Source organism: Flavobacterium plurextorum (assembly GCF_002217395.1).
In the GTDB taxonomy this organism is placed as follows: Bacteria; Bacteroidota; Bacteroidia; order Flavobacteriales; family Flavobacteriaceae; genus Flavobacterium; species Flavobacterium plurextorum.
Map to the genome: position 1 here is coordinate 1 of NZ_MUHD01000001.1, position 25255 is coordinate 25255.

At 34.5% G+C, this 25255-nt stretch carries 9 protein-coding genes; 3 read left to right on the plus strand and 6 right to left on the minus strand.

The window, feature by feature from the left end; all coding sequences use genetic code 11:
• Positions 1-1180 precede the first annotated feature (1180 nt).
• Positions 1181-4780: a heparin lyase I family protein gene (locus tag B0A81_RS00005; RefSeq protein ID WP_089056093.1), complete on the plus strand. Its 3600-nt coding sequence runs from the start codon at positions 1181-1183 to the stop codon at positions 4778-4780.
• A 177-nt stretch (positions 4781-4957) separates the two neighbouring features.
• Here the strand turns inward: B0A81_RS00005 and B0A81_RS00010 are convergent, their stop codons facing one another.
• The 6 genes from B0A81_RS00010 to B0A81_RS00035 all read right to left on the minus strand — a co-directional run bounded on the left by B0A81_RS00010 (position 4958) and on the right by B0A81_RS00035 (position 16893).
• Complete coding sequence (locus B0A81_RS00010) at positions 4958-6964, minus strand: glycosyl hydrolase family 95 catalytic domain-containing protein (RefSeq protein WP_089056094.1); 2007 nt, start codon at positions 6962-6964, stop codon at positions 4958-4960.
• Between the two features lie 126 nt (positions 6965-7090).
• Complete coding sequence (locus B0A81_RS00015) at positions 7091-9217, minus strand: glycoside hydrolase family 97 protein (RefSeq protein WP_089056095.1); 2127 nt, start codon at positions 9215-9217, stop codon at positions 7091-7093.
• Between the two features lie 429 nt (positions 9218-9646).
• Positions 9647-11149 (minus strand): SusD/RagB family nutrient-binding outer membrane lipoprotein, encoded by a 1503-nt coding sequence (locus B0A81_RS00020; protein WP_089056096.1) that lies wholly within the window; start codon positions 11147-11149, stop codon positions 9647-9649.
• Entirely contained in the window at positions 11149-14703 is a 3555-nt protein-coding gene (locus B0A81_RS00025) for a SusC/RagA family TonB-linked outer membrane protein (RefSeq protein ID WP_244281184.1), read from the minus strand. Before B0A81_RS00025 ends, B0A81_RS00020 begins: the two co-directional genes overlap by 1 nt.
• 277 nt (positions 14704-14980) lie before the next feature.
• Positions 14981-16156, minus strand: coding sequence for a FecR family protein (locus B0A81_RS00030; RefSeq protein ID WP_089056097.1), 1176 nt, complete (start codon positions 16154-16156; stop codon positions 14981-14983).
• A 200-nt stretch (positions 16157-16356) separates the two neighbouring features.
• Positions 16357-16893: a sigma-70 family RNA polymerase sigma factor gene (locus tag B0A81_RS00035; protein ID WP_089056098.1), complete on the minus strand. Its 537-nt coding sequence runs from the start codon at positions 16891-16893 to the stop codon at positions 16357-16359.
• Between the two features lie 762 nt (positions 16894-17655).
• Here B0A81_RS00035 and B0A81_RS00040 point away from each other — a divergent pair.
• Together B0A81_RS00040 and B0A81_RS00045 are read left to right on the plus strand one after the other, a co-directional pair.
• Positions 17656-23739 carry an MBG domain-containing protein gene (locus B0A81_RS00040; protein ID WP_089056099.1) on the plus strand — a complete coding sequence of 2028 codons (6084 nt, stop codon included), beginning with the start codon at positions 17656-17658 and terminating at the stop codon, positions 23737-23739.
• Positions 23740-23757: 18 nt separating this feature from the next.
• A complete protein-coding gene (locus B0A81_RS00045) occupies positions 23758-25080 on the plus strand; it encodes an OmpA family protein (RefSeq protein ID WP_089056100.1) in 1323 nt (440 codons plus the stop codon).
• The last annotated feature ends 175 nt before the right edge of the window (positions 25081-25255 follow it).

The window sequence follows — 25255 nt, forward strand, 5'->3', positions numbered from 1 at the left end:
TATATTTTAATATTATATTGCGATGAATTATCTATCGGTTCTTTTCGAATCTTACGATTCTATTACTCTTATTCTTTTGTTTTAAAATCTCTCTTAAAACGGCTGTCAATTCAATATGTCTACGAACGTGTATTTCAATTTTATTTCGCTTGTGTTGCAAAGCGGGTGCAAAAGTAGATAGTTTATCCGCATTTACAATACTTTTTCTTCATTTTTTTTCACTTTTTTTAGCAAGTTTTACTTAACTTACTGATAATACAAAACTTAAAAACAAAAACAATTACTAATTAGCGTAGGATTATTCTTTAAATTATTATTTTAAAGCAAAAAACAAACCGCCAAACGTATCGATCTTATAAGATTCACATTATACTTTGAGTAATCATCATATATATAAGTACAGCAAAGAAATAATAATACTCTCTTTTATTTGAATTATACAAAGTGTTTCTCAAAACCACTTCGCAATCCTGAAAGCTTTCGGGAGTGACTTTGCGCCAATTTACAAATACGCGATTTAAAACGAATACCTCATAAAGTTGCAGTCTTTAAAACTAAATGTCTTCGATGCATTTTTTAGATAGAGGGAAGAAAACAATATCAAGAATAATCATTGACATTTTTAATAATAGTATAAAAAGCTCTCTTCATAGTTTATTTTTAAAACTTCATTAAATACCTTATCAATCTTACTTGAATAAAATTAGGTCTTTCAATATAAAGTTCGCTGATTAAAAACTCCATTACAGAATACTTGTAACAGTAAATTCTCCTTGTAAAACTTCATAAAAATAAACATTTACACAAAATCGAAACATTTATAGAAGAATTTGAAATACGATTTTCATCCTCACCTCTAACTTAGCTTTATAAAAATCTCATCAAAACTAAATAATGGTATAAACATTTACTCTATGAAAGAAAACTTATAACTCTTTCTTACTATTCCTGCTTAATGAAACTTAGAGACAAAATTGTTCTTTCTTAGAATATCCCGTTTTGCTTATTTAAACAATTCTAAAATTAAATAACTGCGCCTAAAATAAATTGTAACCCACTAAATTAAAAATGAACATTAAAACACATTAATTAAAAACCACAAGCTTTTTTTCTAAGCTGGCTGCTAAAGTCTAATTAAAAAAACTGCTGATTTACTAACTCAACCAAAAACCGTTTAATTATGAAAAAAAGTTTACTTGCTTTACTTTGTGTCTTTTCTTTACTAGAAACAAAAGCACAAGATTCTAGTTGGGTATATAACTTTGGGGTTACCGCCTCAGGTCAATATACATCTACAACTTATAGTTCTACTTATTTGCCCGCACCAATGGCTGGCGGCGGCAATGCCAGCGTAAAAGCTTCGTCGGCTACTGAAGGCGCTGTTGAACTTACCTCATCTAATTTTGCGGGAGGTGCGGGAGCCGAGCTTAAAATGAATGGAGGTACTACTGTAACGGGTGCTAAATTTGCTCTAGCTCCTTTTACAGCTTCGAATGTCGCTGCTTTTGAATGCAAAATCAATATCAGCTCAGGAACTAATGGCAGGTTCTTATTATATTTTGGTAATGGCAGTAATTTCAACAATAGCAGCGGAATAAGTTTACCGCAAACATTTGCTGCCTTGAGATTATCGCCTGCGGCCACTACTGTCAACCTCGATTGGCTCTCGTCGGCTGCAAGTCCAAACTATACAATAAACGGACTTTCTCAAACAACAATTAACAAAAACCAAGTTTATATTCTGAAGTTTTTTATGAACAACAGTAATAGCACTGCATCATACGTAACTGGAAGCGGTGCAAGCATGACAACGCATAATCTTTTGGCGGGTACTTATGATATTTGGATTGATACTATAAAAGTACTTACTAATGCAGACCCCGGAACAGGTTTACTCCCGCAGGGAACTAACATCAGCGGAATGAATTTGTTGAATGTGGGCGCAGGATCATCGGCTCCTATATTGTATATTGATGATATCAGTTATTCTAATTTTTTAACCGCTGCGCCTCCAACACCTCCTGCAACGATTACCAATACGCTGGTTAGTATTGATTACGAAAGTGGAACAGAAAATTCTGGTGTTTCAAATTTAACGACAACGCATGCCACCGCCGATGATGCAGAATATATCGTAAGTCCTGGTCGTACTGGCAACTATGCTATTGCTCACCGCGTAACGATAGGAGACGAAGGTTATTTTTCTGATAACCATTGGCGCAGTGAAGCAGCTACTGCTCAAATGTTTGCTGACGGAAAATACTACCCTGGAGATGAACGTCGTTTTGAAGTTAGTCTTCAACTGAAAGATTGGGAACCTTATACAGCGGGTATGGCTCAAAGCGGGGATATTATTTTTCAAGGCAAACAAAGTGGAGGTGAAAACCCTGCTTGGTATCTTAGTGCGAAACGCAATAGTATTACTTTCCGTATACCCAATGATAATATTGAGCCATCTATTATAGGAGATTTTCGTCCATATATCAATCAGTGGATCGATTTCAGGATTGACGCAAAAATGACAACTGATGCGACTGGATATTATAAGGTTTATTACAGGTTACCGGGACAAACTGATTATACTTTGGCTTGGCAGATAAGTAATTTCAGAACTTTTAATCAGGATGTTCCCGAAACTAACCCTTCTGGATACTTAAAATGGGGATTGTACCGCCCTGGACAGTCTATTACTACTGATCCTCCCAATGTAGCAACACGTATTATTTATCATGATAATATAAAGATTTTTGAACTTAATAATAACAGTGCACCGATACAAATTTGGGGTAATACTTTTACCAGTACTCCTGTTGACTTTACCTCACCTATTACCACAGGAAATACAACAAATCCTAATATCACCAGCGATGGAAATGCAACACCCAATTTTTATTATGGCACTAGTGACGGACTTAATACCGCAGGTCAAATTGGCGGTCGTGTTTTACTAAATGGATGGGCTAATAAAACTACTGCTTCAGATCCTGCTACTGCTCTCAATCTTAATCAATATTTTGAGTTCAAACTGCAGCCTAATAGCGGCTACAAAATAGATTTTTCTAACCTTAAATTTACAGCGAGAAAAGGAAATGCAGCTGATCCGAGCACATATGTTATGAGATCCAGTGCAGATGATTTTACAAGCGACATCACAGCACCTCAAACCTTTACTGGAACTGCTGCTACACTGCTAACCTATGACTTAAGTCCTTTATCTAATATTAAAACTCCAATCACATTTCGTTTATACTGGTACGGATCTAACAAAACCTCTGGAAATTCTTTAGTTGGTATCGATGATTTTTCGTTCAATGGTCAAGTTAAACCAACATTTTATCTTCCTGCGAAGTCTAATATTATCACAAGTACCAATGCAGGTTTATCTACGTACACAGCCCAAACCAATGAGTTTGATATAACTGCATTGAACAATTGCGATACGACTACTTACAGCTATTTACTTACTGGAGCAACTTCGGCTAGTGGCAGCGGTTCATTAGCAAATAAAGTTTTTAATAAAGGTAATACCACTGTTACCTGGACAGCAACTGATGGATGCAGCAGTAGTTCTGCTTCTTTTATAATTACTGTTAATGATACAGAAAAGCCAATCTTCACGCTACCAACAGCAATAACGATCAGCAATGATGAAAATCAATGTGGTGCGGCATTAGTATTACCGCAGCCAGTGGTTACTGATAATTGTTCTGTAGCAAGTATTACCAATAATGCACCAGCAATATTTCCTCAAGGCACAACAACTGTAGTTTGGACTGCTGTCGATGAAAATGGCAATACGGCTTCGACTACACAAACCGTTACTTTAATTGACACAAAAGCTCCAACAGTAAATTCAATTGCTTCTGTTGTTCTTTGTTACGAATCAAACGGCAACTATACTATTCCATCAGCAGCGGCATTCGATAATTGTACTATTAATACTGTTACTTACGAAATTACTGATGCGACCACAAGAACCGGAAGCGGATTGGATGCAAGCGGAAACTTTAACGTGGGAACATCTCATATAACATGGACAGTTACTGATAACGCAGGAAATAGCAGCACAAACACGACAACTGTAACCATTAATAGCGCACTCTCCGCTAATATTCCTGATGTTTATGCTGTAAATCCTGGTGGAAATGCTAATACAATTTATTTAGGATATGGTGCTTCTTCATTAACACTGACCGCTGCAACTTCAAACGGAACTGCACCTTTTACTTATTTATGGAGTAATGGAGCAACAACAAACAGTATTTCAGTAAATCCTTCAACAGCAGGAAATCACGATTACAGTTTAACCATCACTGATGCACTAGCCTGCCAAGTCACTATAACAAAACAAATAATAGTAACTGATGTTCGTTGTGCCGACAAAAAAGTAACAGTATGTCATACCAATAATAAAAGTCTTTGTATTTCGACTAATGCTGTTGCGGCTCATTTAGCACATGGCTGTTCTCTTGGTTCATGCGAAAACACACCAACTTTAAGTAATTCTTCTTTTAAAATTGCAAAACAACAAATCGATGATTTTATAGTTAGCGGATCTCCAAATCCAACAAAAACCGAATTCCAAATAAACATCACGGGAGGAGACGACAAACAAGCCATTGTTATTAATGTATTTGATCTTTTAGGAAGAAAAATAGATACATTGAAATCAAGTTACGCATCAGTCATAGCGTTAAGAAGTAATCTAAGCCCGGGAACATATCTTGTAGAAATACGTAATGGAAGTAATGCCAAAACAATTAAGCTTGTAAAACAATAAGTTAAAGACTAAATCGTAAACTTTATAAAATAAGCCATTCAATCAAATTAAGAAAGGGATAATAGATGTACTAATTTAATACATCCGTTATCCCTTTCTTCTTCCAAAAAACAAAAACAAAACTAAATCTTGATGCCGCTAAATCAAAGGAAATTGCGACACCAATCTTAATCTTACTTATTTTATTATGATCGTTTTATTCTCAGTTCCAACACCAATTATCTTTAAAGATTTCCATTTTTCAGGAAGTAAACCTTTGTTGAATTTCAATCCATTATCTGTTTGTTCTACACCTCCAAAACCATAAATAACAGCTTGCAGCATTGCTCCTGCTCCGGTAGCAAAATACGGATTGTTACTATTCGCAGATTCTGAGAATACTCCGAATGGCGGACGACTGTTAGGCAAATACGATTTTACAAAATATTCATATGCTTTTTTTCTATCTCCTAAGCGCGAATACAAAACGGAGAACACACCAAAAGTCATTGCCGGTCCGTCTTTCAAATCAACTTTTGCAGCGTAGTAATCTAAATCTGCTTTAATTTGTTTGTCATCATTTACGACGTGCAAAGGATATGCTAACAAATTCACATCGGCTTGTTTTGTCGCTTGACCTTTGTATCCTTTATAATTTTGAGTAATTCCATTTTCATTATGAATTTTCAATTTATTTGAAACTTCAATCCATTTTGGATTAATCGGCTCATTCAATATCTCTGCAGCTTTTATCGTATTTTTTAGTGATTCGATCGCAGCTCCATTTGTAAAAGCATTATCATCAACGTTCAAAGCATATTCATCTGCTCCAACCACATTTAAAATAGAATAACTATCATCTGCATTTTTAACCACTCTGCTAATCCAAAAATCAGCAGTTTCTTTCATTACATTCCATTCTTCACGTAACCATTTTTTATCTTGAGTCAAGGCATAATAATTCCAAAAAGCAATAGAAACATCAGCGGTAATATGTTGTTCAAAAATACCCATTGAAGCACTTGTTGGTGTAGCTTCTTCTCCAGTATCATCAGATTCCCAAGGATACATTGCTCCCTTATAACCATAAATAAATGCTTTCAGTTTTGCTTTCTGCAATCTATCAGATCTGTAGTCTAAACATGATTTTGCCAATTCTGGCTGTAATGCTAAAAGCGATGGATACATCCAAAGTTCTGTGTCCCAAAAAATATGTCCGTTGTATCCTTGAGATGATAATCCCATAGGCGAAATACTTTGTCTGCTTCCTTCGCGTATAAAAGAATATAAGTTATACAAGGCGAATCTAACTCTTTGCTGTGCGTCTAAATCACCTTCTATTTGAATATCACCTGTCTCCCACAAATCAGCCCATGCTTTTTTATGTTTAGAAAGTAAGTTATCAATTCCATCTGAAAAAGCGTAGATAGCCTGACGTTCGGACTCATTTACTGGGTCTAAAATATCTTTAGAATTACAAATTCCTCCCGCAATTACAAAACGATATTTCTTCCCTTTCTCTATTTTTTTTGAAAAGCCCGCTTCTGATCCTTTTTGTGACACTACTTCTGCAGTACCATCAAAAAGAAAAGTAGTAGAAGCTGAAACAGTCCATTTACCCGTATTTGTCTGAGCAATAGTTCTAAAAAGAGGTATTCCATAGTTCTTTTTCTTCATCACTCTAAACTCACTTTTGACTACCTTCAATTCCTCTGGAACATTCATATAATTAGATGCGCTTATTTCAATATCTCGCATCGGTACAATCTCAACAACGGCCATTGCTGAATAAGGTAATACTCGATTAGCCAAAATGGTATACTTAATTTGGGCTAAATCTTTAAATTGAAACGAAGTGGTACTTGTTCCTTCTTTCATAGAAACTTGTTGACTCCAGTGATCAATATTAGTACCATCGACCATTTGATTATCAATTGACAAGTGCAGATTTAAAAACTCAATTCCTCTTACAACTTTACTAATTCCGTTTTTAGGATTAGGCTCGTAAACGCCATTTAGGATGATTTCTTTTGTTTTTAAAGGTGTATCATCTGTGACAATTCCAATCTTACCATTTGCCATTGCAACTCCAAAATAATTCTCCCTCGAGTTAGCAGTCAAGTTCCATTCGTCTCCTTTTGTTTGTGCAAAAGCAGCAAAATTCACAAATAATAATACCGTCAAAAATTTTATATTCAAATTCATATTCTTGATTTTTAATTTATAGTTAACCTAGTTCATTAAATGTAACTTAATAATTACTTCTATTTAAGTTTCAGATTTAAGTTCTTATTCATCGCTAAAAGAACTTATAAAATCCTAAACTGCTTTTTACTTTTTGTCTTCAAGTATACTTATCGCATAACCACCTCCAGATGCACTTAATTGAGAAAGTTTTGATTTATTTGTGACTGCTATTTTTCGAATAGTGTAAGCTTGCGGATTTGTTTTGTAATTCGCCTCTTTTCCATCAGCATAAATAGTAGCGGTGTATTTTTTTCCTTTTTCTAAAAAAGCAAAATTAATATTGGAAGTTCGAGGTTCAATTCCATTTACATTTCCTATAAACCAGTTATTAGTTCCTTTTGCTTTACGGGCAACTGTTATATATTGACCCGGTTCAGCTTCTAAGTAATTACTTTCACTCCAATCTACTGCAACATCTTTAATGAACTGGAAAGCATCTGAAAATCTATTATAATTTTCAGGTAAATCGGCAGCCATTTGCAAGGGACTGTAAATAGTTACAAATAATGCAAGTTGATTTGAGAGTGTACAGTTAGCGTGTGACTTATTGCGTGGATTAATTTTGCTTATATCCATTTCAAAAATCCCTGGAGTATAATCCATTGGTCCGCCAATTAATCGAGTAAAAGGTATTATTGTTACATGATTTGGTTTTGATCCGCCAAAAGCCTCACACTCTCCTCCTCTTGCAGACTCGTTTCCAATTAGATTAGGATAAGTTCTGCAAATACCCGTTGGTCTCACCGCTTCATGCGCATTCACCATAATTTTATATTCGGCCGCTTTTTCTACAGCATATTGATAATGATTCACAATCCATTGATTATAATGATTTTCTCCTCTTGGAAGAATACTGCCTACATAACCGCTCTTTACAGCGTCATACCCATTATCTTTCATAAACTGATAAGCTTTGTCCATGTGACGTTCATAGTTACGAACAGATCCAGATGTTTCATGATGCATCATCATTTTTATTCCTTTTGATTTTGCGTATTCGTGTATTCCTTTTACGTCAAAATCAGGATATGGAGTTACAAAATCAAAAACGTAATCTTTGGAGCGGCCAAGCCAGTCTTCCCAACCTTCATTCCAGCCTTCAACTAAAACAGCATCGAAACCATTTGTTGCAGCAAAATCAATATATTTCTTGACATTCTCATTATTAGCTGCGTGTTTCCCATTTGGTTTTACTTTCGAATAATCTGTAATACCTAGTTGTACGGATGGTAATTCATCGGTATATCTCCATGAACTTTTTCCAGTAATCATTTCCCACCAAACACCAATATATTTAATAGGTTTAATCCACGAAGTATCTTCTATTTTACAAGGTTCATTTAAATTCAAAGTCATCTTAGATGCTAAAATTTCTCTGGCATCATCACTCGCAATAATGGTACGCCAAGGTGAATTTGCAGGAGCTTGCATGTATCCTTTATCGCCGTTTGCATCTGGAGTCAGCCAAGATTCAAATACCATATTTTTGTCATCCAAATTCAAATGCATGCAAGAATAATTAATTAATGCAGCTTCATGTAGGTTGATATACAAACCCTCTTTAGTTTTTAACATCAACGACGTTTGTACTCCTGTTAAAGAAAAGGGAGGCTGAGATAAATTTCTATTTTTTGCTTTTACAAAAAGTTCTCTGATTTCAGATAACTTCGAAGTGGTATAATCGTATTCTTGAGTATCATAATCGCCTGGCATCCAAAAAGCGGTATGATCTCCTGTCATTGCAAATTGCGTTCTTTCTTCTTTTATAACAAAATAGGTAAGATTCTTTTGGACTGGAAATTCATAACGAAAACCTAATCCATCATTAAACAATCGAAAACGAATGACAATCTGCCTATCAGTTTCCTTTTGAATTAATGTTACCGCAAGTTCATTATATTGATTTCGAATTGATGATACTTCTCCCCAAACAGGCTGCCAAGTTTCATCAAATGAAGAAGTCTTTTTATCCAGTATTGTAAAATCATTCAATAACGATTTTTTAATATTTTTATCTTCTTTAAGTTCAATTCCGAGTTTACTAGGCTTTACAACTGTTTTTCCTTTATATATTAAATTATAAGTTGGAGTTCCATCATTTTGTAATGCAAACTCCATACTAAAATTTCCGTTAGGAGATTTCAACTGTTGTGAATTAGTAATTTGGAATCCTATAATAAAAAACAGAGCCGCGAAAAGTATGTTTTTCATACTGTTTTATTTGAATTAACCTGTTGGGTACAATTACTTCCAACACATAGAAATATAGCTTTTATAGTCGAAAATTAGGCGTTTCATTTTTTTTAAACACATCCCGTCCCGAAGTTTCGCGATCGGGACTGACTATGCGAAAGAAACGTGTTTCTTTTTGTCTCCTTTTTTAAGTATAAAATCTATGTTTCTATGTGTTGAATTATTTTTTGCAATTACACCCAACGGGTTTGAATTAATATTGTTTTATTTGAATTGTTTTCCCGAAATGGTTTTATAAGGCAAAAAAGAATAACCCCAATTACAAAAAATAAATGGGGCTATTTTTTTTAGACAAAAACCAAAATTTTTATCTTTTATAATCTCAATTTGAATTAGTATTCAATCTTCGATTATCAAATTAACTAAGAAAACATACTCTTATCAGGATTAAAATTTATCCCAAAATATTTTAGTGTTCATCAAGTCACCACCAATATCGCTGGCAGCTTTACTATAATTGGTTTCATTTTTTGTCTGCTCAGCACTAGGATAAAGATAACGTACGGGAACAGTCAAAATACCTCTGTTTACAGCTGCTTTAGGTGATTTTAAAATTGGAAAATCTAATCTTCGATAAGATGTCCAAGCTTCAAATCCTCTGTTATAAAGTGCAAACCACGATTGATTACCAATTTTTTCTTTATAAGTTGCTCCACTTTGAACATTTGTGTAAGCAACTTTAGGACTTGCAAGATATGTTGTGATAGCGGTCGCTGTTACTCCCCAATCTAACATTGATGCAGTTATTGCCGCATCATAGTATGTTTTAGCTTTCACAGAACCACCTGGAATTAAATTTTTCTCAGCTGCTTCAGCCAATAAAAATTGCAATTCAGAATAGTCAAATAAAGTACCTGGAAACACTGGATTGTTTAATGTTGCCGTTATGTGTGAATAAGTTGAAAAAACATTGGCTTCTCCATAAGTTCCTCCTATAAAAGTACGTCCTGCTGGAAGCGCCGGAGCTGGCGCTGTTGCATTTACAAAATACTTTGTCATTCTTGGGTCTCCTCCAGGAACTACAGCATCCATTGCGGCAACAAACGGTTCAGCCGGAATAAAATCGTTTCTATTGCTGGTTACTAAAGTATTGTATAATGGATTTTGATTGCCGGTAGTAGTTAAATAATTCAACTTGGTATTATCGGCATTACTTGCCAATGGACCAGCAGCAAGTGCTGCCTGAACAGTAGTCGCAGCAAACGCAGGATCAACATCTGAAATATTTACGGCTAATTTGATGATTAATGAATTAGCAAATTTTGCCCATTTTGCAGTACTTGCAGCATTTCCGCCATAAACAATATCTGCGCTCCCAAAGTTAGCATTAGCAGAGTTTGCTTTCAGTATAGCAGAATCTTCAATTAATCTTGCGATAAGATCCATGTAAATAGTTTTAGCGTCATCGTAGGCTGGCAAAGGAAATTTCTTAATATCAAGAGCTTGAGAATAAGGCACATTTCCAAAAGTATCTACCAACATGCTGTAACTATAAACTTCTAAGATATCGATAAGCGCAAGTTTATTCTGCTTAACTGCAATATCAGCCGCAGCGCTTGAAGTGGGTGTGTTCTTAATCATTGTTTTTGCAGCAGAAAAGTCTCTTAACACATCTCTGTAAAACACTGTGAAACGTGCATCTGGAATATCTGGAATAACATATTGACTTGTAGAAGGAATCGTAGTTGATGCCCATTGCTGTGAAAATAATCTAAAAACCTGACTAGTTGTAACAACCTGATCAACTAGTGCTTTCTGAGCGCCCGTAAATAAATATTCAGGTTGTGTACTGCTTGGTTTTTTAGGATCAGTATTCATATCTGTAATATCTGAACTGCATGAAAAAGATATGCTTACAATAGATATTAATAAAAGTATTTTTTTCATCATTAAAATTTTAAAGTAAGGTTAAAACCAATGTTTCTAGTTGAAGGAAGTGAACCTCCAGAATAACCTGAAGATAAATTACCTGCACTAACTCCACTCTCTGGATCTGCATCAGGAAGATTTTTACTGATTATCCATAAATTAGATCCAATTAAAGAAACTCTTAAATCAGTCAATTTCATCTTAGACACAAACTGCGACGGGAATGTATAGCCAAGACTTACTTCTCTCAATTTAACATAGCTTGCATCATAAATATAGGCGCTTTCTGGATTGGCTTTATAGCCGTAAATACTTCCTGCAACTTCTGGACGCGGTGTTCTAGTCGTATTTGGTGTACCATCTTTATTCACTCCAGGAAGTATAAGTCCACCGCCATTTGCAAGTGTATTTCTTATTGGATTTCCTAATTCATTATATCCTGCTGTAGATTCATATAAACCTGTATGCTGACCATATGCCTGATCTAGAGAGTAAAGATCACCACCATGCTGCACATCGATTAAAAAGCCAAACGAAACTTGTTTGTAGGTAAATTTATTACGAAGTCCACCAATCCAATCAGGAGTAATGTTTCCAATAACATTGTTTGTTGTAGTTGTCATTACATAAAGACCATTCTCTGTAACTTTTTGTCCGTCTGCGGCATACACATAGTCTTTACCAACTATATCTCCATAAGGATGACCAACTTTTGCAACTATACCAATTCCTTGAAATCCACCTATTGAAAGAGTTTCAATTCCTGATGCTAATGACACAAGTGTATTCTCATTTTTAGACCAGTTTACAAAAATATCCCAATTAAAATCCTTTGTTTGTATTGGAGTCACATTAAACTGCACCTCGATACCTTTGTTTTCAACTGACCCTGCATTTACATATCTTGAAGAGTTACCAGTTGCAGTAGAATAATCTACAGGAAATATCTGATCATTACTTAAACTTTTGTAAACACTCACGTCAAATCCAACTCTTTTGCGTAAAAACTGCATTTCTAAACCAAGCTCTTGAGAGGTAGTTTTAACAGGGCGCAAATCAGGATTATTACTTCTATTTGGAATTGAATAAATTTGATTTGAACCAAATGGATTACTTTTATCATAAACATCATTTAATGAATACAAATCAATATTTCCTTGCGGATTCTCTGCATAACTTGCTCTTAACTTTCCAAAAGACAACCAATCTGCTTTAACATGATTTGTAAAAACATAACTCGCAGAAGTAGAGAATGTATTTAATGAGTTATTCCCTTTTGGTAAAGTAGAAAATGCATCATTTCGAACGGTTCCTTCTAAATACAAGAAATCTTTATATCCTAAAGAAACAGAAGCGTAAGAACTGTTTACGGCCGAATTATTCTCTGTTTCTAACGGAAACGGTGAAGGGTTTACTGAATTTGATAATGCAAAAATATCTGGAATAATTAATCCTCCATCAGTTGAAGCAAGAGTTGAATTACTTTTTGTTCTCAAAGTATTTACCCCTGCCAAAGCATTAACAGAAAAGTCATCTCCAATTTTTTTATTAAAAGTTAGGATAAACTGATAGTTTTGCTCAGAAAACGAACCAACATATTTTTGGTATCCTGAAGGAACATTTGCTCTGCTTAAACCAAATGATCCATTGATAGATCCTGTAGCTTTTCTTTCTTCACGTAACTCTGAGTAACTATCAATACTTGCTTTTCCAGAAGCTGATAACCAATCTGTAAATTTGTAATCCAATTGTCCATAACCAATAAAACGGTTTCTTTCATCAGATTGGTAATTTTTATATCGCGTAAAGTATGGATTATCCATAGTTTTAGGAGCCGTATTTCCATTAGCAGGATCTCCCATAAGCCAAGATATATTTTGTCCTCCTGAATTTTCAAAAACCTCTTTTTGTGATTTAAGGTCAGCATTTGTACCCCACCATTGACGAAACCAACCTGTAATGTTATCTCCTGTGTATCCAGAACTATTTCTACCAATTGTACTTTGTGTCATATAATTTGCAAAAACACTTGTAGATAATTTATCTGTAAACTTGTGATTTAACTTTATACTTGCATTGTTTTTCTTTAATTCACTATTTGGCAAAATACCAGTCTCTTTAAAATTATTGTAATTTAAAATAAAGTTGGTTTTGTCATTAGCGTCTTCAAGAGATACTGAATTATTGAATGTTGTAGCGGTTTGAAAAAACGAAATTGGACCATTTTTAGCTGCCTGCCATGGTGATTTTTGTCCGTATTTTGAAGAATATGGGCTGTATGATTCCCATGTATAAACAGAAAGATTTGGATCAAAAGCCACACCATAAGAAGCGTCATCAGTTGTAGTTACAACTTGATTACCATTTTTATCTATCGTAAAAAAGGCTCCTGTTGGTCCTACTGGAACTCCTTTTGGATTACCTGCTGCATCATAACTTGGACCGTAACCTTGTCCGTATTTATTTTGGTAAACAGGAAAAGTTTTCTTGTCAACAGAACCCACACTAAATTCACTTGAAATAGTAATCCCCATACCTTTCGTAGCTTTACCTTTTTTGGTGCTGATCATGATTACACCATTACCTGCCTGCCATCCATATAAAGCAGAAGCCGCAGCTCCTTTTAACACGTTTATCGACTCGATATCATCAGGATTAATATCCATAGCCGCATTACCATAGTCATAAGTATTTCTTGCTCCTTGCGAAGCTGTACTTGAATTTACTGTTGAATTATTAATAGGAATACCATCAATTACAATAAGCATTTGATTGTTTCCTGTAAGACTTTTTACTCCTCTTGAAATTACATTTGTAGAACCTCCGAAGTTTGTATTTTTTCTAATGTACACCCCTGCAGCTTTTCCAGAAAGATCATTAAGAAAGTTCCCGCTTGCAATTCCTGCCGTTAAATCGGTTCCTTTAACTTCTTGCGAAGCATAACCTAGTGCTTTTTTCTCTCTCTTTATGCCTAAAGCCGTTACCACAATATTATCGAGTTCAGTAGTATTCTCCTTTAATTGTACATTTACAACTACTGAGCTCGCTGGTTTTTCTTGCGATACCATTCCGATATAACTAAATTCTAGTATGGCATTATTATTTGTTACTTCTATAACAAATTTACCATTGAAGTCAGTTTGAGTGCTGTTCTTAGTTCCTTTTTCAGTAACATTTGCCCCAGGTATAGGTATTCCCGCAAAGTCAGTCACTGTTCCTGTTATCTTAACTTTTTGTAAAACCGAAACAACACTTTTAGGCTTTTCTTTAATAATTACGGTGTTATTTTTACCTATTACAATATCTATGTTTGCATTTGCAAGACTCTGTTTTAAAAGATCATTAGTTTTTATAGTGCCTTTTTTTAAAGTTACCAAAGGAAGTCCTTTAAAAATACCCTCTTCATAAAAAAACTTATAATCTGTTTGATCCATAATCAAGTCGAAAACTTCATCGATAGACATTTTTTTATTCTCTTTCACCTCAATTTTTGATTGTTGTGACAAAACATTTTCGGGAGTCAGGGCAAAAAGTGTTGTGCAAAATAAGAAGATGAATGTTCGCATAATATTCATTAATAGCCCCTTTCTAAAGTAAAAATGGGGATGCTTAAAATTAATTTTCATAAATTTGTCATTATTTTTTAGTTAAAAAATTTAATTAATTGATAATTTGATAAGGGGATAGAGTTAGTACTTTGGTCGGTTAAACTCTATCCTTCTTTTTTTACTTCATAGGCGATATTTTTATTTTGGTTATAATTAGTTAGTAATTTGATTTTATTATTTTCTTCTTTATTCTATTCAAAAACATGCTCTTTTTTTAGATAATTAATACTCGTATCTAAAGGTTTTATTTGATCATTAAAGTTTTGTTTTTAATTTCATAACTGTCAATTGTAGTCGATTTCATGATCGAAAGAATCTCTTCAAGAGATTGTTTTTTATCAAGACTTCCTTTAAACTGCACATTTTCAAGATTTTTATTTACAAAAACCACGTCGACATCATACCATCTTGATATTACTTTCATAATTTCTTTCAGCGGTTTTCCTTTAAAACTAAAGACACCGTCTTTCCAAGATATTTCATTATTGGCATCCACCGTTTTAATTATCGAAGTGTTGTTTTTAAGATCTAGATTTAGTTGCTGATTCGGAATTAATCGTATTTTTTTATTCCCTGTTTCAACATTCACTTTTCCATTTACCAGCGTCGTATAAACATTTGATTCGTCGTTATACGCTTTTATATTAAATTCAGTTCCAACAACCTCAACTTTCTGATTTTTGTTATAAACCTGGAAATGAGCTCCTTTATGTTCGGTACTTTTTGACACCTCAAAATAGGCTTCACCATACACCAATTCTACATCTCTTGATGCTCCTTCGATAAATGCTACAGGGAATTTTAATTGAGAGGCCGAATTCAACCACACTTTTGTGCCATCTGATAATTTTATAACAAATTGACCGCCTCTAGGAATTGTCAAGTAATTGTAAACCAGTTTTGATGGATTTTGTTTACTGTCTTTGTAAATAATCTCGCCGCCATTAATGTGCGCATTTTGAGTTTTAATTGGAGTTCCTTTTTCTAATGCTATCTTCGAACCATCACCTAAAGTCAAAGTTGCTTTATCCGTTCCTGGTTTAATATTTTCAATATCATTCTTTACAACAACTGCAGGAATTTCAGTTGGCGTACTAAATATTTTGTCCTTGTATAAAAAAGTTACAGCCAGCAAACTTGTCACCACAGCGGCGGCGGCGTATTTAAACAAAGGTTTTTTACTTAATCTAAAAACAGGTTTTTTATTCTTTTCTTGATACTTAGCTTCTAATTTTTCCCATGCTTTTTCTGTATCAATTTCTGAATAGGAGTCAATTTTATCTACTAATTTTTTAATCTTAATTTCTTTTACGACCGAATTCTCTTTTGCAAAACCTTTTAATTCTAGTCTCTCAGAATCGGTTAAGACCTTTAATTTTTTCTTGATTAGCAGTTTGGAAATTTGAAAAATATCTATCATCCTATTGTTGATTTATTATAGAACAACTGATATCCCAAAAGGTAGTATTGAAAAATTATTTTTTTTTCAAAAATTTTAAAAAAAATAATTTTCATTTAATATTCTGATTCATTTGTATCCTTTAATTAAGAGATTAAATCCTTCTTAGTAAACTAATTAAGACCTAAAAAAACTTTTGAAATAAGTAGTTTTAAAAAACATTAAACCAATAAAAAATAAATTATTGATTCTAAATCTCTAAACTGATCTCTTAGTATTTTATACGATTGGCTTTTTAATGTTTTAACCGTTTGAAGTTGTATTCCTAATTCTTCTGCAATTTCAGCATTCTTGAGTCCTTTAAGACTTAGCTTTATAATTTCTTTTTTTCTATCAGGTAAAATCTCAATTGCCTTATACAGTTGACACACTATATCTTCTTCAAGAATTTGCTTTAAGAACAAATCATCATCTTCCAAAGACTTAATAGTATTTTCAGCATATTTATTTTTTACAAGATTATGCTTAATAACATTATAACATTTATTACGAACGGCCTTGTATAGAAAAACTTTTAAATGCAGCTCATCTTGAAATGCATTCTCTTTTTCCCATATACCTATAAAAATATCCTGAACCAAATCCTCACATTCATCAATGCTCAGAAAGCGATTTGCAAACTGAACAAGTGATCTATAGTATTGATCAAATATTTTCCTAATATAAAGTTCGCTGGTATTATTTTCTTCCGTAACCAATGCTTATTCTTCAATAATTGATTATAATTAGGCAAATTAAATAAATTTAATTTAATATTTCCTAATTAAATAGCGTAATCATATCAAGTGAAGACATTGATTAATATTGATTAGAATGAAACAGCTCTATTTATCTTACAATTACTTTAGATATAGAAATATTTGTTTCTCCTAGTAAGATATTAGAAGATTTTTTATTCCTATTTATTTTTAAAGAGAAAGCTCCATTGTGAATGCAAGATTTCAAATCTATTACAGCACTTTTACAAAACATTCTAGAAAACGATAAAATTAAAAGAATAGACTTTCCTTATAGACCAAAGTATAAAAACTTTACCCTCATTTTTCCTTGATAGTTTTACTATTAAATCCTGTTTTCAAATAAAACATTAATATACTATCAGTTACACATAAAAATGTCCCCCATTTGTCCCCCCTTTATTTTTCTTAAAAAACCTATTTAAGACTAGTTTTGTGATCTTGTTATAGGCATAAAAACCATAAAGGTTCCTGAATTATTATAGAATATATAAATGGAGTTGTAAAGTCTTTTTATTTCTGTTCATCTTACTATTTTATTGATTATAAAAATTTACTGCCACAATAAAAACACGTAGAACTACCCGATATTTAAGAATTTATTTACAATAATTTAGCTTATCATTAAAACTAAACCTCATTTTTAATTTAAACTAAATCTTTAATCATTAACACAAACTGATTTTAATAATAAAACATGAAAACCTCAAACACCGTTATAATATGAAAAAAAATTACTTTCTACTCTTTTTATTATTATTTACGAAGCTGCTTTTTGCACAAACATCAATAGAAGCATTTGAAACGGAATCAGTTGGTTCTACCAGCTTTACAGATAATGGAGTTATTTTTAACATTATTTCTCATAGTAGCAAATTTGCAATAGCAAATTTCGCTGGTGCAGGCTGGAATGGAACAGCAAGCGACAACCAATACATAGACAATACTGCATCTGTGGGGACAAACGCCTCTTTTAGCATTAAAACAACTTCAAATTTATTTAAAGCCAATCGATTTTGGATTCTTCTAGCTAATAATTCAGTAAATCTAACAGTCTCAGGCACTTTAACAATAACTGGAAAATTGAGCGGTGTAACTAAATTTACACAGACTAAAACCACTGGTTTTAATACTAGTTTTGGTACTGATAATGGCAATACTTTAATAGATTTAACCAATTTAAATGGTCAAAACTATTCTAATATTATAATAGATGAGCTTCAAATTACAACTGGAGGAGCATATACTTATGCTGCACTTGATGCTTTTACCTGGGTAAAAGATAGTGGTATTATATTACCATGTTTGACCTTTTCAGGTCAGCCTTCTAACAGTAGAATTTGTGCTGGTTCTAATACTACTTTTTCTGCTTCAGCAAGTGATGCCAGCAGCTATCAATGGCAGGTAAATACAGGATCTGGATTTACCAACGTCTCAAATGGTGGACCTTATTCTGGTGCTGCAACACAAACACTTATCATAAGTGGTGCAATTCCTGAAATGAACGGATATCAATATCGGGTGGTTGCATCGGGATCATGCGGACCAAGTGCAACATCGAGTACAGCAGCTTTAAATGTTGATTCTGCTCCTGCAATAACGGCACAACCAAACGTGAGTACAATTTGCACAGGAGCCAATACTACTTTTTCAGTCTCTGCATCAAATGCAACAGCATATCAATGGCAGGTAGATCAAGGAGCTGGATTTACCAACGTCTCAAATGGTGCACCTTATTCTGGTGCTACTACGGCTACTCTAACTATTACTGGCGCAACAGCCGCAATGAATGGATATGTTTATAGAGTTGTGGCAACAGGATTATGCAGCCCCGCTGCTACTTCTAGTCCTGCTCCATTAACTTTTTATTCTGCTCCTGCAATAACGGCACAACCAAACTTGAGTACAATTTGCATAGGATCCAATACTACTTTTTCAGTCTCTGCATCAAATGCAGCAGCATATCAATGGCAGCTAGATCAAGGAGCTGGATTTATCAACGTCTCAAATGGTGGACCTTATTCTGGTGCTACTACGGCTACTCTAACTATTACTGGCGCAACAGCCGCAATGAATGGATATGTTTATAGAGCTGTCGTAACAGGAATATGTACTCCTAATGCAGTTTCAAGTAATGCTAAACTGACTGTTAACCCTAATCCTAGTATTATAACACAGCCAACTTCTATTAATGGAGGTATTTGTGCAGGAGCCAATACTACTTTTTCAGTCTCTGCATTAAATGCAACAGCATATCAATGGCAGGTAGATCAAGGAGCTGGATTTACCAACGTCTCAAATGATGCACCTTATTCTGGTGCTACTACGGCTACTCTAACTATTACTGGCGCAACAGCCGCAATGAATGGATATATTTATAGAGCTGTGGCAACAGGCATATGCAGCCCCAATGCTACTTCTAATGCTGCTGTATTATATTTTAATTCTGCTCCTGCAATAACAGCACAACCAGGCAATAGTGCAATTTGCACAGGAACCAATACTACTTTTACAGTCTCTGCATCAAATGCAACAGCATATCAATGGCAGGTAGATCAAGGAGCTGGATTTACCAACGTCTCTAATGGCGCACCTTATTCTGGTGCTACTACAGCTACTCTAACTATTACTGGCGCAACAACCGCAATGAATGGATACATTTATAGAGCTGTGGTAACAGGATTATGTACTCCTAATGCCGTTTCAAGTAATGCTAAACTGACTGTTATCCCTAATCCTAGTATTATAACACAACCAACTTCTAGTCAAGGAGGTATTTGTGCAGGAACCAATACTACTTATTCAGTCTCTGCATCAAATGTAATATTCTATCAATGGCAGGTAGATACTGGTTTTGGGTTTACCGACGTCACAAATACTGCACCGTATTCTGGCGCTAATACGTCTACTCTAACTATCACTGGCACAACAGCCGAAATGAATGGATATACTTACAGAGCTGTGGCAGTAGGAACATGTAATCTTGCTGCTGTTTCAAATAATGTTATATTAGCTGTTAATCATATTAATGTAGCGCTAACAAAAGTTGATGTAAAATGTTACGGAGATTTAACTGGACAAGCAACGGCAACTGCAACTAATGGAACTGGATCCTATACCTATTCTTGGTCACCTTCGGGAGGAACTGCTGATACAGCATCTGGATTAGCTGCTGGAACTTATACTGTAACAGTTACAGATGATAACGACTGTCAAACCAAAGAAACTATTACAATAACACAGCCGCTTACTAGTCTTTCAGCCACTACAGCATCAACTGGAGTAAGTTGTTTTGGCGGATCTAATGGTACTGCAAGTGTAAATGTATCAGGTGGAAGCCCTGGATACTCGTATTCATGGGCGCCATTAGGTGGTGTAACACAATCTATTTCGGGCAGACCTGCTGGAGATTATACGTGTACAATTACAGATGCTAATGGTTGTACTTTAGTTAAAACTGTTGAAATTAAAGGCCCTGCAGCATTATCTGGGACATATACAAAAACTGATGTTTCGTGCAACGGAGGAACAAATGGTTTTGCAACTGTAACTGCAACTGGAGGAGTTGGAGGATATAAATACTCTTGGTCACCTACTGGTGGAAGTGCTCGTACAGCATCAGGGCTTGCTCAGGGAACTTATACTGTTACAATTACAGACGCTAATTTATGTTCTACTACTATTACTGTAACAATAGATCAGCCAGATCTTTTAGACGCAACTACATCACAAACTAATGTTCTTTGTAATGGAGGCGCAACTGGTACAGCAACAGTAACAGCTTCAGGAGGAAAACCAAACTCATATACTTATATATGGTCTCCAACTGGTGGGACTGCCGCTACAGCTACTGGACTTGCTACTGGAAACTACAGCTGTTTAATTACAGATGGTAACGGTTGTTCTGTTACAAAAACTTTTAATATCACTGAGCCCGCCGCAGCTTTATCGGCTACAACAAGCCAAATAAATGCAACTTGTTCAACAGGCGGTCAGGCTGCTGTGTCTCCTAACGGTGGTACTCTTCCATATTCTTACTCATGGTCAAATGGTGCCACTACACAAATTGTAACTGGTTTAGCAGCAGGAAATCACAGTGCTGTAGTTACAGATGCAAATGGATGTAAAATAACTAAAGTCTTTAATATTACTACAACCAACACATTAACTGCTGTAACAAGTCAAAGTAATATTTTATGTAATGGCGCTAACACAGGTTCTGCTTCGGTAATTCCATCTGGAGCACCAGGTCCTTTTACTTACGTTTGGGCGCCATCTGGCGGAAATAACGCTACTGCAAACAAACTTACAGCAGGTAATTATTCTGTAACAATAACTGCTGTAAATGGTTGTTCTATTGTAAAAACCTTTACTATTACAGAACCTTCTGCTTTAGTAGTTACACCATCTCAAACTAATTTAATATGCCATGGTGCAGCTACAGGATCTGCCTCTGTAGATGTTACAGGCGGAACGGGTTCTTATACATATAGTTGGGCTCCTGCTGGAGGCACTGCCAAAACAGCAACAAGACTTACTGCTGGTACCTATACGGTAACTATTACTGATGGTAATTTATGTGAAACCACACAATCATTTACAATTACAGAACCTAACCCTATTAAGATAACTATTAATTCTAAAAATGTTAGTTGTAATGGAGAATCTAACGGATCTGCAACGGCAGCCGTAATTGGAGGAACCGGCACATATACTTATGCATGGTCACCATCTGGCGGTACTGCAGCAACTGCATCAGGACTTAGTCCAGGAAATTATAGCGTTACGGTTACTGATGCTAATAATTGTACAACAACTGAAAGTGTCTTAATAACAGAACCAAATACATTAACTGCTTCTATTGGAGCTCAAATTGACGCTTCTTGCAATGGATCTAACAACGGATCGGCAACTGTAGCCGTATCAGGAGGTTTTGGCACCTATACATACTCATGGTCACCATCTGGAGGTACTGCAGCAACAGCAACAGGTCTTAGTCCGGGAACTTATACAGCAACAGTAACGGATGCAAACAATTGTACCGCAAAACAAAGTTTTACAATTGGCGAACCTACAGCATTAAAAGTTACAAGTACTCAACAAAATGTTACTTGTTATAGCGGTAATAACGGAGAGGCAAGTGTTACGATTTCTGGAGGAATTGCTCCCTATTCTTATAAATGGAGTAACTCTGACAGTACGACTAAAACGGCACAAAATCTTGTAAAAGGTGATTATGTTTGTACCATAACAGATAGTAATAATTGCAGTATAAATCAGAATTTTACAATTACAGAACCTGCAGCATTAAAAATTACAAGTACTCAAAAAAATGTTACTTGTTATAATGGTGATAATGGAGAGGCAAGTGTTACGATTTCAGGAGGAATTGCTCCCTATTCTTATAAATGGAGTAACTCTGACAATACGAATCAAACGGCACAAAATCTTGTAAAAGGTGATTATGTTTGTACCATAACAGATAGTAATAATTGCAGTGTAAATCAGAATTTTACAATTACACAGCCTTCAAATCCAATAGGTTTAATTACCTCTATCCCAACTGAGTTTACTGCTTCTAGTGTTACTCTAACCGTAAATGCCAGTCAAAATGGAATTGATGGTGATCTAGGAGAATGCACTTCAGAAATAGGAATTGTATTCGCTGCTGCTTCTAATCCTAAAATCACTGATTCTAAAATTATTTTAGGCAGTAATCCTGGAACATTTACAAAAACTGTAGAAGGCTTGTTAGTAAACACAGTATATTATGTTCGAGCCTACGCTGTTGGTAAATTTGGCTATGTAAACTACGGAAATGAAATAAGTTTTACCACTCAAAAAAATATTCTAAAAGTTGTAGCTGCCCCAGATCAAACAAAAGTATATGGAAGCGCAGAACCGAAATTAACTTACGTGGCAACTGGATTTGCTAATGGAGATAACAACTCAATTATTACAGGTTTACTTTCTAGAACTGCAGGTGAAAACACCGGAAACTATCCTATAACAATTGGAAGTTTAAGTGCAGGATCGAACTATACAATTGATTTTAAAACTTCTGATTTTAAAATTACTAAAGCAAATCAGGTAATTGAGTGGAATCAAGAATTGGATTTTGGATGCAACACGACAGACCAAGTACAACTAACGGCTTCTTCAGATAGTGGACTTCCAGTATCTTACGCGATCGAAAATTCATCAATTGCCAATATTCAAGGTGATGTCTTAAAAATTAATCGTGCTGGAACAACATCAATCAAAGTTTCTCAAGAAGGAGATCAAAATCACAATCCAGCTGCACAAATTACAAAACTGATCGAAGTAGGTCAGTCTGGAAATATAAGCCAATATTGGGAAGATACTTTGTTATTTGATAATTCAGATAAAAACTATTCAGCATTTCAATGGTATAAAAACGGAGTACTTATTCCAGGAGCAAACAGTCAGTATTATAGCGAAAAAACTCTAAAAGGCACCTATTCAATACAAGCTAAAGATAAAGATGGAAATGTTATCAAATTTTGTCCATTGACAATTGATGGGCAAACTTTTTCAAAAGCTATCAAACTTTATCCTAATCCAGTTCAAAGCTTAAGAGAATTAACTATTGAATCTGACTATTCAGCAGAAGAATTAAAAGACTCACGTATTAATATTTTTGACTTATCTGGAAAATTAGTAACTACAATAAATAATGTTAGTCCAAAGGTGATTGTGACGGCACCTTCATCATCGGGAATTTATGTAGTCGTTTTGTCATTGGCAAACGGTCAGCATAAAACAATTAATTTATTGGTACGTTAAAAATCAAAAACTTAGAAAATGAAAATTCAATATAAACTAGCAATACTATTTTTAACCTTATTTAGTTCTGCTATTAGAGCACAAGAATTCAATATTAAAATTAATGGCGGTCCATCTGGAATTCTTTACGAAAGCACGTTGGGCGACGCAAAACTTAAAACTGGATTTGGAATAGGTTTAGGTTACACATATTACATAAGCAAACATTGGGGAATTACAACAGGTCTAGAAGGACAATACAGTCAGAATTCGTTTAAATTAAACGAAGGAACAACATTTACTTCGTATGAAGTAGATGATCAAGGATCGGCTTTTGAATACCGAGTAAGTCCAAAGAATTATGCCGAAGATCAAAATTTCTTCTCTATTGTCGTACCTATACTTTTGCAGTACAGAACGGATATATCAACTAAAACAGGCTTCTATTTAGGAGTTGGAGCAAAAGCTTTGTTTCCAGGAAAACTAAAATCCAACGTTAGTGCTTCCGAGATTCAGATTTCAGGATATTATCCAGATTTAGATCTTGTTATCGACAATTTACCGTCACACGGTTTTGGAAAAATAGCTAATTGGAAAGGCAGTACTCGTACAAGTCTTGCAAACTCTATTTTATTGAGTGCTGAGAGCGGCTTAAGCTTCAAATTAAAAGACAACTTGAACCTTTATACTGGAGTTTACTTCGATTACGGATTAAACGAGTTGGCTAAAAGTAATTCAGATTCTAACTTGGTAACTTATAGTGCTAAGGATGTGAATATGATTGAACCGAATGGTGTCATTAAGAATGAAAAAGTAGTGCAAAAAAGCAATTATTTAGCTGCAGGAATTCAAGTTAAATTAGGTTTTTCAATTAAAAAGAAAAATCAATTACCAGCACCAGTTCAAAATACGCCGTCAGCAGTACAAACAACAGAACCTGCAAAAGTAGAGCAAAAAACAGAAGCTGCCGTAGTTGAAACTGCTCCAGAAAAGAAAGAAGTAATTACTGCCGAAAATATAATTTTAATTGAACAGCCTGTAGGTTTTACGACCGTTGGAAATACCGATTTGTCTCCTGATGTAATACCTCGTCTTGACGAGATAGCAGTAATTCTGAAAAAAGATAAAACCGCTGTATTAGAAGTAACGGGCTACACTTGTAACATTGGAAGCAATGAAAGAAATCAAGAAATAGGAATGTTAAGAGCTAAATCTGTTGCAGATTATCTTCAAGGAAAAGGCATTGAAAACAATCGAATACATTTAAAATCGAAAGGACAAACAGATCCATTAGTACCTAACACTTCTGAAGAAAATAGAATTAAAAACAGAAGAGTTTCAATGGAAGTAATTCAGAATTAATTTAGCATTTCCTTTCTTATTTCAAATAAAATAACGAATCATGCTAAAAATAAATATTGCAAAGTTCCTTTTTTACAATGAAAAGAAAGTTCTATAATTGTTTCGTTTACTGTTTTTTAATCTTTAGAAATTTTTAAAAAAAATAAAAAAAGTAAAACCCGTATATTTTTTTATA